Origin of the sequence: Schwartzia succinivorans DSM 10502 (assembly GCF_900129225.1) — a bacterium.
In the GTDB taxonomy this organism is placed as follows: Bacteria; Bacillota; Negativicutes; order Selenomonadales; family Selenomonadaceae; genus Schwartzia; species Schwartzia succinivorans.
In genome coordinates this window covers 22,955-38,232 of record NZ_FQUG01000003.1, presented here as the reverse complement: position 1 = coordinate 38,232, position 15,278 = coordinate 22,955, and the positions used below count along the sequence as shown (strand labels likewise).

17 protein-coding genes are annotated in these 15,278 nt (G+C 47.6%); all 17 read right to left on the bottom strand.

The genetic code is table 11. The annotated features are described in order from the left end of the window. Window positions 1-43: 43 nt before the first annotated feature. The 17 genes from BUA83_RS03070 to cysS all read right to left on the bottom strand — a co-directional run bounded on the left by BUA83_RS03070 (window position 44) and on the right by cysS (window position 15,277). Complete coding sequence (locus tag BUA83_RS03070; protein ID WP_072935056.1) at window positions 44-1,483, bottom strand: NADH-quinone oxidoreductase subunit N; 1,440 nt, start codon at window positions 1,481-1,483, stop codon at window positions 44-46. Then, entirely contained in the window at window positions 1,483-3,015 is a 1,533-nt protein-coding gene (locus BUA83_RS03065) for a complex I subunit 4 family protein (protein ID WP_200795961.1), read from the bottom strand. The genes BUA83_RS03070 and BUA83_RS03065 overlap by 1 nt, the downstream gene beginning before the upstream one ends. Next, window positions 3,012-4,910, bottom strand: coding sequence for an NADH-quinone oxidoreductase subunit L (nuoL, locus tag BUA83_RS03060; protein WP_072934741.1), 1,899 nt, complete (start codon window positions 4,908-4,910; stop codon window positions 3,012-3,014). Before nuoL ends, BUA83_RS03065 begins: the two co-directional genes overlap by 4 nt. Window positions 4,911-4,924: 14 nt before the next feature. Next, entirely contained in the window at window positions 4,925-5,284 is a 360-nt protein-coding gene (nuoK, locus tag BUA83_RS03055; protein ID WP_234988227.1) for an NADH-quinone oxidoreductase subunit NuoK, read from the bottom strand. Beyond that, window positions 5,281-5,859, bottom strand: coding sequence for an NADH-quinone oxidoreductase subunit J family protein (locus BUA83_RS03050; protein ID WP_234988226.1), 579 nt, complete (start codon window positions 5,857-5,859; stop codon window positions 5,281-5,283). Before BUA83_RS03050 ends, nuoK begins: the two co-directional genes overlap by 4 nt. Continuing rightward, on the bottom strand, window positions 5,852-6,394 hold the full coding sequence (locus BUA83_RS03045; protein ID WP_072934740.1) for a NuoI/complex I 23 kDa subunit family protein: 543 nt from the start codon (window positions 6,392-6,394) through the stop codon (window positions 5,852-5,854). The genes BUA83_RS03050 and BUA83_RS03045 overlap by 8 nt, the downstream gene beginning before the upstream one ends. Window positions 6,395-6,410: 16 nt before the next feature. Then, complete coding sequence (gene nuoH, locus BUA83_RS03040; protein WP_072934739.1) at window positions 6,411-7,454, bottom strand: NADH-quinone oxidoreductase subunit NuoH; 1,044 nt, start codon at window positions 7,452-7,454, stop codon at window positions 6,411-6,413. 14 nt (window positions 7,455-7,468) lie between these two features. Continuing rightward, window positions 7,469-8,566: an NADH-quinone oxidoreductase subunit D gene (locus BUA83_RS03035; RefSeq protein ID WP_072934738.1), complete on the bottom strand. Its 1,098-nt coding sequence runs from the start codon at window positions 8,564-8,566 to the stop codon at window positions 7,469-7,471. Between the two features lies 1 nt (window position 8,567). Next, entirely contained in the window at window positions 8,568-9,077 is a 510-nt protein-coding gene (locus BUA83_RS03030; RefSeq protein WP_072934737.1) for an NADH-quinone oxidoreductase subunit C, read from the bottom strand. Next, the gene (locus tag BUA83_RS03025) at window positions 9,074-9,598 is read right to left on the bottom strand and encodes an NADH-quinone oxidoreductase subunit B (RefSeq protein ID WP_072934736.1); all 525 of its coding nucleotides are present in this window, start codon (window positions 9,596-9,598) and stop codon (window positions 9,074-9,076) included. The genes BUA83_RS03030 and BUA83_RS03025 overlap by 4 nt, the downstream gene beginning before the upstream one ends. After that, a complete protein-coding gene (locus BUA83_RS03020; RefSeq protein ID WP_072934735.1) occupies window positions 9,589-9,942 on the bottom strand; it encodes an NADH-quinone oxidoreductase subunit A in 354 nt (117 codons plus the stop codon). The genes BUA83_RS03025 and BUA83_RS03020 overlap by 10 nt, the downstream gene beginning before the upstream one ends. A 391-nt stretch (window positions 9,943-10,333) precedes the next feature. Next, window positions 10,334-11,071, bottom strand: a complete 738-nt coding sequence (gene sigH / locus BUA83_RS03015; protein WP_072934734.1) for an RNA polymerase sporulation sigma factor SigH — start codon at window positions 11,069-11,071, stop codon at window positions 10,334-10,336. A gap of 151 nt (window positions 11,072-11,222) precedes the next feature. Beyond that, on the bottom strand, window positions 11,223-11,756 hold the full coding sequence (locus tag BUA83_RS03010) for an NYN domain-containing protein (RefSeq protein WP_072934733.1): 534 nt from the start codon (window positions 11,754-11,756) through the stop codon (window positions 11,223-11,225). A 15-nt stretch (window positions 11,757-11,771) separates the two neighbouring features. Then, on the bottom strand, window positions 11,772-12,647 hold the full coding sequence (rlmB, locus tag BUA83_RS03005) for a 23S rRNA (guanosine(2251)-2'-O)-methyltransferase RlmB (protein ID WP_094756435.1): 876 nt from the start codon (window positions 12,645-12,647) through the stop codon (window positions 11,772-11,774). Between the two features lie 11 nt (window positions 12,648-12,658). Next, window positions 12,659-13,348: an FAD-dependent thymidylate synthase gene (gene thyX, locus BUA83_RS03000; protein WP_072934732.1), complete on the bottom strand. Its 690-nt coding sequence runs from the start codon at window positions 13,346-13,348 to the stop codon at window positions 12,659-12,661. 13 nt (window positions 13,349-13,361) lie between these two features. Next, complete coding sequence (locus BUA83_RS02995) at window positions 13,362-13,853, bottom strand: Mini-ribonuclease 3 (RefSeq protein ID WP_072934731.1); 492 nt, start codon at window positions 13,851-13,853, stop codon at window positions 13,362-13,364. Further along, window positions 13,850-15,277 carry a cysteine--tRNA ligase gene (gene cysS, locus BUA83_RS02990; RefSeq protein WP_072934730.1) on the bottom strand — a complete coding sequence of 476 codons (1,428 nt, stop codon included), beginning with the start codon at window positions 15,275-15,277 and terminating at the stop codon, window positions 13,850-13,852. The genes BUA83_RS02995 and cysS overlap by 4 nt, the downstream gene beginning before the upstream one ends. Window position 15,278: the final 1 nt, after the last annotated feature.

The window sequence follows — 15,278 nt, the reverse complement described above, 5'->3', positions numbered from 1 at the left end:
AACCCAAAATAATTTTTGGATTCGCCGAATGTAATTACATTTTTTACCTCATAAAAGTCTGACTTGCGAGGTTCGTAAGTGATGCCAAAAGCTCCGGATAAATACCCGTTCCGATTGTGGCAATGACTGAAAGAAGTACTGTTGCACGAACCGCAAAGGGAATTTTAACAGCAGTGTTCTCAGCTTCTTCCTCAGGTGTTAGGTCGCGGTACATTGCTTTCGCAACGAGAAGATAGTAGTAAACGGAAATCATGGACATTACAAAGCCCACGAACGCAAGCCACAAATATCCGCGCTCCACTGCCGCAGTGAAGATATATATCTTCCCCGAAAAGCCTGCTGTCGGTGGTATACCTGCCATGGAAAGAAGCGATATTGTCATAACCGCCGCAAGTATCGGAGCTGACTGGGCAAGTCCTGTCATGTGCCTGTGGGTTGTTCCTCCGCGCATTGTTTCAACACAGGTAAGGACGGCAAAGGCGCCCACATTTGCAAATACATAAAGCATAGCATAGAACATTACCGCCTTCATGCCTGCAATATCTGCCGATACTATTCCGCACATCATGTATCCTGCCTGAGCGATTGATGAGTACGCCAGCATGCGTTTGACATCCGTCTGACGGATTGCCATGATATTGCCGCCGACCATACATATAGCTGCGAATACGGCAAGCACAGGAAGCCAGTATGCTCCAAGGAGAGGAAATGCCGTGTAAAGCACGCGCATGAATACCGCAATACCCGCAGCCTTGGAACCCATTGCGAGAAGCGCAGTAATCGGTGTAGGTGCACCCTGATATACATCAGGAGCCCACATGTGAAACGGAATGACTGAAAGCTTGAAGAAGAATCCAATCATCACGAGAACGACGCCTGCAAGCCCGATGGAGAAAAACATCTGGAGGCTTCTGCAGATAACAACAAAGTCAAGGCTGCCAGATGCTCCGTAGACAAGGCTGATGCCGTACAGCATGACTGCTGTCGAACCTGCGCCTACTATGAGATACTTGACGGATGCTTCTCCGGAATCCTTGTCGTCCATGCGCTGTCCCACAAGAACGTAAAAGGATATCGTCATGAGCTCAAGACCTATGAACAGAGTCAGCAAATCATTTGCCGATGCCATGACACACATTCCCAGGAGGGCCGACATTAAAATCGTATAGAACTCACCGGGGCTTTCAATGTATTTCTCAACATAATCCATAGAAAAAAGTACACTGAAGAGCATCCCTACAATGAAAAGCTGCTTAAAGAAAAGCGCGTAGTTGTCAGCTATAAAAAGACCGCCAAAGAATGTCATACTCGGGCCTGTATGATAAAGTCCGAAGGTATAGACCAGCGTTGCCAAAAGCCCCGATATAACTACATAAGCAATACCTCTCCGCGTTCCCTCCTTGGGGAGAATCAGGTCCATTGCAAGAGCTGCAACCATCAATGCGAGTATGAGAATCTCCGTAGATACTGCCCAGAAGTTCATCATAATCCACCTCCCAGCAGTGTAGGTACATCAGAAAGCGCAGCAAGAAGCGGCGTCAAGGGCTGAACGCCTGAATCAATAACGCTCATCAAAAGCTCAGGGAATACGCCAAAGCCGATTAGAAATACCCCCAGCAGAAGCAGCGGAAGAACCTCCACACCCTTCTGATCTTCATACTGTGCAAAATGCTCGTCCTTCGGTCCGAAGAGAACCTTCGCCAGCATGCGGAGTATATAGAGCGCGGTAAAGACGATACCTGCGATGGCAAGCACCGCAAAGAAAGGATAAACGCCGATTGTACCCATGAATATTGTCACCTCCGGAACAAACTCAATGAGTCCCGGAAGTCCGACGGATGCCAATCCCGCCAGCATAAAACCGATAGTCACACGCGGGAAATAATGAGCAAGGCCCTTGAGGTCCGGAATGCTGCGCATATGTGTTTTTTCATACACGTAGCCAATCTGCGAGAAGAACAGCGATGCCATTATTCCGTGAGCTACCATGTTCGCGATTGCACCGCTTATGCTTACGACGTTCAGCGCCGCAAAACCCAGCAGAACATAGCCCATGTGCGAAACTGATGAGTAACCTATGATATACTTCAGATCCTTCTGCACCATTGCGCAGTATGCCGCGTACATGACGTTAATCATCGCAAGTCCGGCAATAAGAGGCGCCCAGAATTTCGCGCCAAGAGGAAGCACCATAAGGCCGAGACGGATAAGACCGTAACCTCCGATTTTCTTCAAAACACCGGCATGAATCATGGATACTGCCGTAGGAGCACCCGCATAACCATCAGGCGACCAGCTGTGGAAAGGGAACATCGAGAGCAGCGAACCAAAGCCTGCCAAAAGCAGCAAGAATACAAGTATCTGAAACTCCATGCTCATATGCCCCATCTGACTTGCCATGATAAGCGCCTCAATATCAAATGTGCGCTGTCCTGCAGGATATGCGCCGAGATAAAGGGACACGATTCCGACAAGCATGAAGGCAGAACCCATCAAAAGAAAGATTGTGAGCTTCATGCCCGAGTATTCCTTGGATACACGCTTCGTCGAACCCCAGATAAGCACCATAATATAGATAGGAATGACAACAACCTCATAGCAGAGCAGGAAAATAAACAAATCACACGCTATAAAGGTTCCTGTTACGCCTGTAATAAGCACAAGCAAAAGAATGAAAAATTCCTTCGCGCGCTTTTCAATATTCCATGAGCTGAACACAGAGGCAAGCCCGATTACATCCGTCAGGAGAAGCATCGGGAGCGAAATCCCGTCCACACCAAGGGAATATGAAACGCCAAGATCCGTAACCCACGGAATACGTTCCGTAAACTGCATGCCGCCTGCTGCCGTATCATAAGCCGCGTAAGCATATAAGGTCAGGCAGGTCGCCACACCCATTGAAGCCGCCGCCAGCATACGTATCTGCTCCCTTGATTCACGTGGCAGAAAACATATGACCAACGCCATCAAAAGCGGTGCCAGGAGCACTGTGGATAAAATAGGAAATCCCATCAATATGCACCTCCCAGCAGTTGAAGAATACGAAACGCGTAGAAAATACTATATGCAACCAAAGCTATCACACCGCAGTAAAATACCGCCGCATAGCGCTGTGCCTGTCCATTCTGCAGAACTGTGAACACGCAGGAGAGACAGCCCACGCCCTTTGCCAGCCCGTTAACCATGCCATCTATGACACGAAGGTCAAACCAGTAAAGAGCCGCCCCCAGCTTGTCAACGAATGTGTTGCGGACAATCGTGTAAAATTCATCCACATAGTATTTGTTGTAACTAAGCTTGTAAAGAATACCAAATCTTTGGCTGATAAGATAGGAAGAAAAACGTTTTGCAACATATATCTCGTATGCAAGAGCAAAGGCGATGAAGGTCAGCACAACAGATGATCCCGCAATCATGAAATCAATATGCTCTTCAGCGGCTGTCCCGTAATATACCCACTCACCGAAGCCCGCGAAATGTCCCCATGCACCGCTCAGCACAGCAAGCACTGCAAGGACAACAAGCGGCCATTTCATGTATGAATTTGTTTCATGTGCAGGACAGTCCTCCCTGACTTCACCGAAGAATGCGACGAAAAGAAGCCGTGCCATGTAAAACGCAGTCATAAATGCGGTAGCCGCCGCCAAAAGATAAAGCGGTGTGCTGACCTCCGCAGCTGCAGCAAGAATCATATCCTTTGAAAAGAATCCTGCAAAGGGAGGCACTCCGGCTATTGCCAGAACACCTATAGTCATGCACTTAAAGGTCGTCGGCATGCGGTGTCTTAATCCACCCATTTTGAAAATGTCCGCTTCTTCATTCATCGCCTCAATGACTGCGCCTGCGCACAGGAACATCAATGCCTTGAAAAATGCGTGCGTCATGAGATGAAACATTGATGCGGTAAGAGAACCGACACCAAGAGCAAGCATCATATATCCCAGCTGGCTGATTGTTGAATATGCCAGAATCCGCTTAAACGGACGCTGGGTAACGGCAATCGTAGCCGCGAAGAATGCAGTAAATCCGCCAATCCATGCAATAACATTCATCACCGTCGGAAGTGCGCTGAAAATGAAATATGCGCGTCCGACCAAATAAACGCCTGCAACAACCATCGTTGCCGCATGAATCAAAGCAGAAACAGGAGTCGGGCCTTCCATTGCATCAGGAAGCCAGACATGCAGAGGAAACTGTCCTGATTTACCGATTGGTCCAATAAAGAGCAGAAGTCCCACAACCGTCATGAATCCCGTCCCCGAAATCCAAATATAAGCCGGAACAAGCTCCTTTAATTCCATGAAATCAAGGGTGCCGAAGGTAATCTGCAAAAGAAGAATACCCAGAAGCATTCCGAAATCACCGATACGCGTTGTTATGAAGGCTTTTTTTGCAGCCTCACGCGCGGAAATTTTGTAATAGTAAAAACCAATCAGAAGATACGAGCATACACCTACAAGCTCCCAAAAAGCGTACATCTGGAGGAAGTTCACAGATATTACGAGTCCAAGCATGGAGGACGCGAAAAGCGAAAGAAACGCAAAGAAACGTCCCGCACCCGGGTCATGCTCCATATATCCTATGGAATAGACCTGTACCAGAAGTGCCACAGTCGTAACTACGATGAGCATCATCGCCGTCATCGGGTCAATGAGCACTCCCATTGAAAGCTCAAGCGTCCCCATCTTTGCCCATAATGCCTTCTGGATAAAGGGATTATCCATTGTGACGGGGCCTCCGATAACAGCCGCAAGTACACAAAGGGAAACAAGAAACGAAAGCGATATGGCTGAAACAGCAATCGCTTCGGAAAGCTTTTTATTAAGACGAGTAAAAAGCCCGATAACAACAAAGGCAAGCGCTGGGAGCAATGGAATCAGCCAGGCATGCGTTAAAGCAAATTCAGACATCCGTAAGCTCCCTCCTACCCTTTCATGTGATTAAGTTCGTCAATATTTACGCTTCCGCGTTCGCGATAAATCCTGAAGGCGAGCGCTATTCCTATGGCAACCTCCGAGGCCGCGACTGCAATTGAGAAAACAGCCATCAGCTGCCCTGAAAAGTCCGTTACCGGGCGATAGTGATTAAACGCCACAAGATTTATATTTGCAGCGTTCAGCATCAGCTCCACACACATGAGCGTCGGGATTATTCCCCTGCGCGTCAGAAGTCCGTAAAGCCCTATCGAAAAAAGCAGTGCCGCCAGAAGTAAAAAGTGCGTCAGTCCGATATGAACAGACCAGTTCAGAATATCAACGGCAGAAAGGGAAAATATATCCATCATGATTCATGCGCCCCCTTCGCTATGACCAAAGCGCCTATCATGGCAATGAGAAGCAGCACGGCTGCAACCTCAAACGGAAGAATATATTTCGTCAGCATCATATCCGCAAGACCTGTAACGGAGTCGCCAAGCTCGGCAGACATCTCCCTGAACTGTGTCATCAAAGATGCCACGGATATACAGAGGAAAAATGCTCCCGAAATCACAGCCGCCCCTGCCTGACAGAAAAGACTGCGGGAAAGATTTGAGTGTGCCATATCATCCCTTCTCGTGAGCATCAGCGCCATAACGATAAGAATCGCAACAGCTCCGCCGTAAACGAGAAACTGTACCGCCCCTATGAAGGGTGAATCCATATAAATGTAGAGGCAGCCGACACCGATAAAGGATGCTGTAAGAAGAAGCGCGCTGTGAACAACATTTCTGCAAAGCACAACACCAAGAGCCGCCAAAACAGATACCCACATCAATGCATAGAATACACTCGCGTCAATAAGCACTCCTGCATTCATTGATTCAGCTGTGTCCATTCCCCAGTTCACAACACCGTGCACAAGCTTCAGCAGTTCATTCATTCGGCTTCACCTCCGTTTCCTTATTTTCCTCCGGCTTTTTCGGCTCAGGCTTTGGAGCTTCCGCTGGCTTTGGCGCAGCAGGCTTCTTGGGTACAATCGGAGGAGCAGGATTTGCCGCAGCTGCCTCCATAACCTCTTTCAGATACTGCCTGTCATCATCGGTCAAAACCTCATAATCAAAAGCATCACGCGTATAAGCCGAAATCTCATAATTCTGATCCCAGTGCAGACCGTGAATCGCACAGTTTTCTATGCAGAGGTCACAGAACATGCAGCGGCCCATGTGATGGATATAGCTTGTCAGATGACGCTTGCGCTGCGCATCTGTGACTACCTTAAGCTCAATAGCCTGGTTGGGGCATGCCATTGAGCACAGCTGACACGCAATACATTTTTTATAATCAATTACAAGATGGCCCCCTCGAAAACGCTCCGGCATAGGAAGCTTTTCCTCAGGGTAGCAGAACGTCTCCTTCTTTCCGAAAAAATGCTTGAGGGTGACGCGCATGCCCGTAATTAAACCTTTTCCAAACATAGATTGTCGTTCCCCCTTACATCATCGAACGCCAGACGTATACGCCGATACCGGTGAACATCATGTTTACAAGCGCCAACGGCAGCAGCACCTTCCAGCTGAAGGAAAGCATCTGGTCGATTCTCGTCCGCGGGAATGTCCAGCGGAACCACATAAATACAAAAACCATAAACAAAACCTTCATCCAGAACCAGAAAACTCCCGGCAGGAACGGGCCATGCCAGCCTCCAAGGAAGAACGTCGTCGTAAGTATAGATATAGATAAAAGATTTGCATATTCCGCCAGGAAAAAGAGTGCCCATCGCATTCCGCTGTATTCAGCAAACGGGCCCGCGACAATTTCAGATTCATCCTCAACCAAATCAAAAGGAGTACGGTTGGTTTCAGCTGTAGCCGAAATAATGAAAATGATAAACGCTATGGGCTGCAAAAGCACGAACCAGACATTCTCCGCCTGTGCCGCGACTATATCAGTCATACGCATAGAGCCTGTTATCATGACAACGCCGAGAAGAGAGAATACCATCGGTGCCTCATAGCTCAGCATCTGTGCGACTGTACGCATTCCTCCGATAAAAGCATATTTGCTGTTTGACGCGTAGCCGCCCATCAGGAAAGGCAGCACCGACTGTGATGAAATTGCCAGCAGAAGGAATACACCCACATTGACATCGGCAAAAACCACACCCTCGTCAAAAGGGAAAAGTCCGTATATCAGTGCCGAAGGAACAAACAGAAGCATAGGCGAAAGCGCCCAAACTATCCTGTCACACCCATCAGGTATAATATCCTCCTTGCTCATGAGCTTAAGCATATCCGCTATCGGCTGCAAAAGGCCGAAGCGTCCGCCGACACGGTTAGGTCCCAGACGAACCTGCATAAATGCGCAGACCTTTCGCTCGGCGTAAGTAAGCACAATAGCCGCTGTCAATATAACACCTATACATGCACCAAGCCCCACAAACTTCATAACTACATCAGTCAGAAGCTCATTTCCCAAAATCAGCAGGATGACGCTGCGAATCCATTCGGCAGCCGCTCCCACGGTAAGATTTTCCATTTCGCTTCCTCCCTTCAGCAGTCTACCTCGCCCATCAACGGATCGATGGCCGAGAATGCGGCAACAGAGTCACCGATAAGATAGCCCCTGCACATATCGTTAAGTCCCTGCATATTAACAAACGAAGGACGACGGATATGGACACGGTAAGGCTTAGTAGAGCCATCACTTACGATATAGAATCCCAGCTCTCCGCGAGTTCCTTCAGTGCGGCTGAAAACCTCACCCTTAGGCGGGCGAAGAACCTTTGGAACCTTGGCCATGAACGGTCCCTCCGGAAGTCCGTCCAATGCCTGTCTTACAATTTTTGCACTTTCAAAGATTTCATTGTAGCGCACGTTAAAGCGGTCCCAATTATCTCCGTTTTTACCTGTCACTACATTAAAGTCAAACCGCGGATAAACGCTGTAGCCGTCAACCTTTCGTATATCATACGGTATGCCTGTAGCGCGGATATTCGGCCCCGTCATATTATGGGAAAGTGCCGTTTCCTTCGACATCTTTGAAATCCCTTTCAGGCGGCTCATAAAAATTTCATTTCCCAGAAGAATCTTCTTGTATTCTTCCATGAACACAGGAACATGCTCAAGGAACTTATATGTTTTCTCGATAAATTCCGGCTGCACATCCCTGTTTACGCCGCCGACACGTATGTAATGAAAAGTCATACGGGCGCCGCAAACGAGATTAAAAAGGTCGAGAATCTCCTCGCGGTCACGGAATGTATACAGCATTCCTGTACTGGCACCAAGGTCTATTGCCAATGAGCCTATAAAAACAAGATGACTTGCTATGCGGTTGAGCTCTGCAACAATAACGCGGATATATTCAGCTCTCTCAGGAACCTCGATTCCTGCAAGCTCCTCCACAGCGCGGCAGAAGCCGAAGTTGTTGTTCATTGATGACACGTAGTCAAGACGGTCTGTGTAAGGAACCCCCTGCACATAGGTACGGCTTTCCAAAAGCTTTTCAATACCGCGGTGCAGATATCCCATAATCGGCTTTGCGCTCAAAATATTTTCGCCGTCCAGCTCAAGCTGTACGCGCAGGACACCATGTGTACTCGGATGCTGAGGTCCCATATTAAGTGTATAGGTTTCTGTACCCGCCATCTCAGTGTCCCCTCCTTGTTATGCGCTCCACAAAAGGTGGCGCTGCCTGCTTGTAATCTTTTCTAAGAGGATGCCCCGAAAAACCTTCCCATAAAAGTATGCGGCGAAGGTCTGGATGCCCTGTAAAATCTATTCCCATGAGGTCAAAAACCTCCCGCTCCTCAAACTCAGCGCTGCTGAATACAGATGTCACTGACGGAATAACGGGATGCTCATGGTCAAGCTTCACCTTGACAGTAATCCAAACATTTTCGTCAGGAACGTCCTGACATGTGTCCAAGGTCTTCCACGCAAACAGATGATAAACCATCTCGAAATATGTTTTGTAATCAACCGATGTTACATTTTCCATACGCGTAAAGCCCATTTCGTCACGCAAAAAAGAAAGCAGCTGCAAAAGCTCATCTGCCGGAACATACACTGCCGGCTTTGCTTCCTCTGTATTGTATTCCACAGAATGAAACTTCTCTTTTAAAAGAGCGAGCGCATCCGCACCTATATACGTTTTCATGCGTCTGCCACCTTCTTTTCAATCTCTGTACCCTTTTCTGCAAGCTCAGGATGCATAATAAGCTGACGAAGCTTCAGCATGCCTTCTATAAGGGCCTCCGGTCTCGGAGGACATCCCGGAATGTACACATCCACAGGAAGCAGCTTATCAATACCCGGAACAACAGCATAGGAATCAGCGAACGGTCCTCCCGCAATCGGGCAGTTGCCCATTGCAATGACGTATTTCGGCTCGGGCATCTCCTCATACAGTCTGATAATAGGAGTTGCCATTTTCCACGTCAAAGTTCCCGCAACAATCAAAAGATCTGCCTGACGCGGGCACGGTCTGAATACCTCATAGCCGAAACGTGAGAGGTCAAATCTTGCCGCAGCACAGCTCATCATTTCAATAGCACAGCATGCAAGACCTGATGAAAGCGGCCAGATGGAATTCCCGTGAGCCCACTTAAAAAGCTGGTCAACCTTTGTTACTATGACATTATTTTTCAAAATAGGAGGTACGATATCGACTATTTCCATGACAATGCTCCTTTCTTCCATGCATACCAGAGACCAAGACCTAAAATTCCCAGAAAAAGGAACATTTCAAGCAAAGCAAAAAGTCCAAGTGCGCCGAAACGAACTGCCCAGGGATAAAGGAAAACTGTCTCGATATCGAAAACAAGAAAAATCAAAGCGTAGAGAAAATACCCTATACGATACTGCACATACGTTTTGCCTATGGTATCCACACCACATTCGTACGGTATTCCCTTCTGTTTGGTCGGATGCCGTGGCTGAAGCAGAAACGCCGGTATAAGTGCCGTAATCGGGAAAATCAGCGTCACGACAAAAAAGATTCCAAGTCCTCCAAAATCTCCCATAATTTTCATTCCTTCCTGCTGTATACAGTAAACAATATACATTCTCTGTAATATGAAATAACGGCTATCGCGTGCAAAAACACACGATAACCGTAAATATTTTACTCAGGTCTGAATATACGTATGCCACTCGTCACAATACAGACCCCTTTCGTTTACGCAATAGTTATACAAAGAAGCAAATTTGTTTCGTTATCCAAAATAACTACGAAACATAGTATACCTCTTTACACTATTTAATGCAACACTTTTATTAAAAAACTATTTTGTAAACTTCGTGGACATTATATACGTATTTTATTCTATTTTCCCTTTATATAAATTATTCTTATTTTAATATTAGCCAAAGGCTGATTCCGGGCATAAAAAAAGAACGCTTCCGCGTTCTTTCTCAAATCAAATCGTCGTCATTATTGTTCAGCCGCCTGTTTATTGTCGTAAGACCTTTATAAATCATTGACAAATCAACATCATTTCCGCGCGCTTCCATATATTTCTCAATCTTACGCTTAACACGCTGAAGGGCGTTGTCTATGGATTTTACATGGCGGTCCAGATCAACAGCAATCTCCTGGTAGGAATGCCCGTCAAGATAGCTCATAAGCACCTTCCACTCAAGGTCGCTCAATATGCTCTCCATCTTTTCAGCGATATCGACAAACTCTTCCCTGCTTATGATAAGCTCTTCAGGGTCTGATACACGTACTCCTGACAGGACATCCAGCAGCGTACGGTCCGAATCCTCATCATATATTGGCTTGTTAAGCGAAACGTACGAATTCAGTGGAATGTGCTTCTGACGGGTTGCCGTCTTGATTGCCGTAATGATCTGCCGTGTCACGCAAAGCTCTGCAAAAGCTCGAAAGGACGACAGCTTGTCATTACGAAAATCACGAATCGCCTTGTAAAGGCCAATCATCCCTTCCTGAATGATATCCTCACGGTCTGCACCAATCAGAAAATAAGAACGTGCCTTGGCACGAACAAAATTCTTGTACTTATTGATAATGTAGTCGAGTGCCTGCTTGTCGTCATTATCCTTGATGGAAAAAACGATATCTTCATCACTCAGATTGTCGAACTCGCTTAAAACCTCTTCGTTTGTCTCCGTAGACGTTTCTATTTCCATCCGAATATCCTCCCAGCAGGTATGCGGCACTGAACACACACTACCTTTGCTATAACATGAATTATAAACTACGAACCCTTGTCAGTCAAGGTTTGGGCTATTTGGGATGTATATTTAGAGCATTTATCCTATGTTAAAAATGAATAAAATCTTAATTTCTTTTCTTTCTCATCGCATCAAGCAGTGCAGCAGTATCTTGGTCGATACGGCCGCCAATTTCATTCCGGGAAATAACCTGAGCAATTGGGCGCAGAAATTCCTTCTGTAAAAGCTTTTTTACCCTTTTTACATTCTTCAAAAGCTCACGTGACGGCAGACGGTACGCTCCCGCCCCAAGAATTACACTCTGTTCTGCTCCGTCAGAGGTAACGACATGCACCTCACGCTCCTCACGAACCGACTCATAGGCCAGCCGCTCTATATAGCTGTCTGCTGTTTCCCCCGGTGCTGTATAAATCACCGTAAGATGACGTCCCCGTTTTTCTTCATGGGCTTCATCCGTTGTAAACAACGCATCAAAGACAATCGTCACATCAAAATTTTCGTATGCGCCGTATTCCTGCATGACGTGTATCAGGCGGTCTCTGGCCTCGGCAAGTTCTCCTTTGGAAAGCCTTTCCAGCTCCGGCCATGAATGGATTACATTGTAGCCGTCGATTATATAATGTTCTCTTTTACGGCCCATGCTTTCCGCCTTCTTTTACTTCTTTTTCCTCCGCTGACGAAGCACCTCATACATCAAAACCGCACCCGCAACAGATGCATTCAGCGAATTGATGTGTCCTGCCATAGGCAGACTCAAAATAAAATCACAGTTTTCTCTTGTAAGGCGGGCCACTCCATGTCCCTCTCCTCCTATAACAAGAACAAGCGGAACTGTAAGGTCCGCCTCATCATAGGGTGTTCCGTCCATATCTGCAGCGGCAGCCCAAAAACCAGCTTCCTTGAGCTGTTTTAGTGTTTGGACAACATTTCCTATACGCGCGACAGGAACGTATTCAACAGCACCTGCCGATGTCTTTGCAACAGTCGCTGAAAGCGGACAGCTTCTCCGTTTTGGAATCAGCACTCCGTCAACACCTGCCGCGTCCGCTGTTCTGAGGATTGCTCCCAGATTATGCGGATCCTCAAGCTCATCAAGAAGGACAAGGAAAGGAGCTTCCTTATCCTTTACCTTCTCAAGAATATCCTCAAGCTCCGCGTAAGGAACAGGAGCAGCATACGCCAGAACGCCCTGGTGTCTGTGCCCGAATGCGATTCCTTCAATCTTTTGACGGCTTACAGTCTCAACGATTATGCCACGTTCCCTGGCAAGAGCCATAATCTCACGGACAGAACCCAAATGGTCGCCTTCCGCTATCATAAGCTTATTGACTCCACGCCCGCTTTTCAAAAGCTCGGTCACGGCATTACGTCCGACAACAACATCCTCAGGAAGCTCCGCCGTTCTTTCCTGCCGCGCCTCCCCTCGCAAATTACGCTCTCCGGTGTGCTTCGGCAGGCGTGTTCTTCGCTCCTCCGGTTTATTTTTTTCTTCCCGTGGCTTATCCACTCTCTTTTTTTGTTTCTTTTCCATCTTACTTCCTTTTATTCTTCACGCATACGAATCATTTCATTGAATTTACCGCAGGTCATATTACCCTCAGGGCATGCGCCGGTCTGCACGCAGGACGCTCCCGCGTTCTTGAAGAGAAGCGGAGCGACTTTTTTGACTTCTGCCAGCATCTTGTATGCAAGCGCACGGATTTCCCACTGGGCGCGGTTGCAGCAGCGCAAATTAAAGAAGTGCATAAGAGAACGGGCATTCATCGTAACAACAATCTTCGTCTCCGTTGCATTTGCCAGTACATAGCGTGCATCCTCTTTTGGAACCCCAAGCTCAGTAAACTCGTCATAAGCTTCACGGATTGTTTTCATGAGCTCCTCAAACTTTGCCTTTGCCTCCGGCTTTTCTGCGATAGAGGGCGGCACAATATATTCAAAATCATGGGCTGCCACGTACCGCTGGGACTGCTGGGAATAGGACGCCAGACGATGACGGACAAGCTGATGCGTCAGGACACGGGAAATCCCCTCAATGCCGAAAGTAAAGGACACATGCTCAAAGGTCGAGGCATGTCCCATTTCCGCAAGCTTCTTCACAAGCTTTTCAATCTGTTCGTCAGACATCTTTTCCTTCAGCTCCTCCGCCCCGGACGGAGAATAGCAGAGACGCGCCGCCATAGCGACTACGCGCTCAGGATTCGGTGTATGTTCAAGCAGTGTTACTTTTATCATAATACTTCCCTCTTTACTTCCTGTCTTTATCTGTCAATCGCATAAGCTCCATGGATATCGCCTGAAAAGATGCTTCTGTCACCTCTTCCAGACGGTCAAACTGCTTAGTAAGATAGAGCGTCCCAAGAAGTGCCTCAAAGCCTGTACTCATGTGGTATTCCCGAACACTGGCTGCCCTTGGGGCATGGCTGTGCGCGTTTCGTCCGCGCCGAAATATACCCTTTTCCTCATCAGTCAGCATCGGCTCAATAGCAGTATATGCCTTAGCCTGCCAGACTGCTGATACAATCTGCGCGCTGAAACGATTGAGAACCTGTACCTTATTCTGTTCATAGGAAAGAAGCCTTCCGCGTACAAAAAGATGAAAATACGCATCTCCCACATACGCCGCAACAAGAGGACTGAGCGTACGTACATCCACACTGTCATAACGCTGACGTATGCCGCCTGCGCCATCCGGCTCAAACATCATAGCGGTAAGCTTCTGCAGCATTTCAAACTTCATGCGCGTTCCCACCGTGTTCCTTCCGCCGTATCCTTCAGGACTATGCCACGCGCCTTAAGCAAATCACGGATTTCATCAGCACGTGCCCAGTTCTTTTCCTTTCGTGCAGCAAGACGCTCTTCAACCAAAGCATCAATCTCAGCATCCTCATCAGATTTTTCCTCGGCCTTCGCCTCGAATATACCGATGATTTCCGCCATATCATAGAAAGCGTCCTTTGCCTTCCCGAAATTCTCTTTGTCAAATGCTGTGCCCTGATTAACAACCTCATTGTAATAGACATTGATATCCTTGGCGACAGCGAATAGATAGCTTACAGCAAGAGCTGTATTGAAATCGTCGGCCATGGCCGTGTAGAAGCTCTCTTTTGCGGAAAGAGCAGCCTCAGCAAGTGCCTTCGCCGTATCAGCTGCACCATCCTTTGCCGAAAGCTCCTCAGCATTGCGCCTTGCGTTCTCAAGACGCATAAGACCGGCCTGAGCGTCCTTCAGACGTTCGTCGCTGAAATCCAGCGGACTTCTGTAATGCGTCTGCAGGATGAAGAAACGCAGAACCTCTCCAGGATATTTCTTCAGAATATCAGCTACCGTGAAGAAGTTTCCAAGAGACTTGCTCATCTTTTCCTCATGGATTGTGATAAATCCGTTATGTACCCAATAATGCGCGAAGCAGTCCTCGCTTCCGCAGAACGCCTGGGACTGCGCAATCTCATTCTCATGATGCGGGAAAATCAGGTCACTTCCGCCGCCATGAAAATCGAATGTGCGTCCAAGATATTTAAGTGACATAGCCGAGCACTCGATGTGCCATCCCGGACGTCCATTGCCCCATGGGCTTTCCCAGAACGGCTCACCCGGCTTTGCGGACTTCCAGACAGCAAAATCCATAGGATTCTGTTTGCGCTCATCCACCTCAACACGCGCCCCGGCCATCATATCGTCAAGTGAGCGTCCGCTCAGCTTTCCGTAGCCCTTAAATTTTTCAACACTGTAAAAAACATCCCCGTCAACCACATATGCATATCCTTTGTCAACAAGGCCCTGCACCATCTCAATGATTTCCGGGATAGTATCCGAAACACGGGGATACACATCGGCACGTCGTACGTTCAGTGCATCCATAGATTGGAAATAAACATCAATATTATGGTCGGCAACTTCCTTCCACGTCTTTCCCTGCTCATGGGATACACGGATGATTTTATCGTCCACATCCGTAAAGTTCTGAATATAATGTACCTCATAACCGCACTTTGCGAAGAAGCGGCGGATAGTGTCCCACGTTACAAAGGGACGCGCATTTCCGATATGCGGGTCATTGTACGGCGTAACTCCGCAGACATATATACCGACCTTGCCATCTTCAATCGGCTTAAAAACTTCTTTCTTACGTGTAAGCGTATTATAAACCTGTATTGTTCTCATA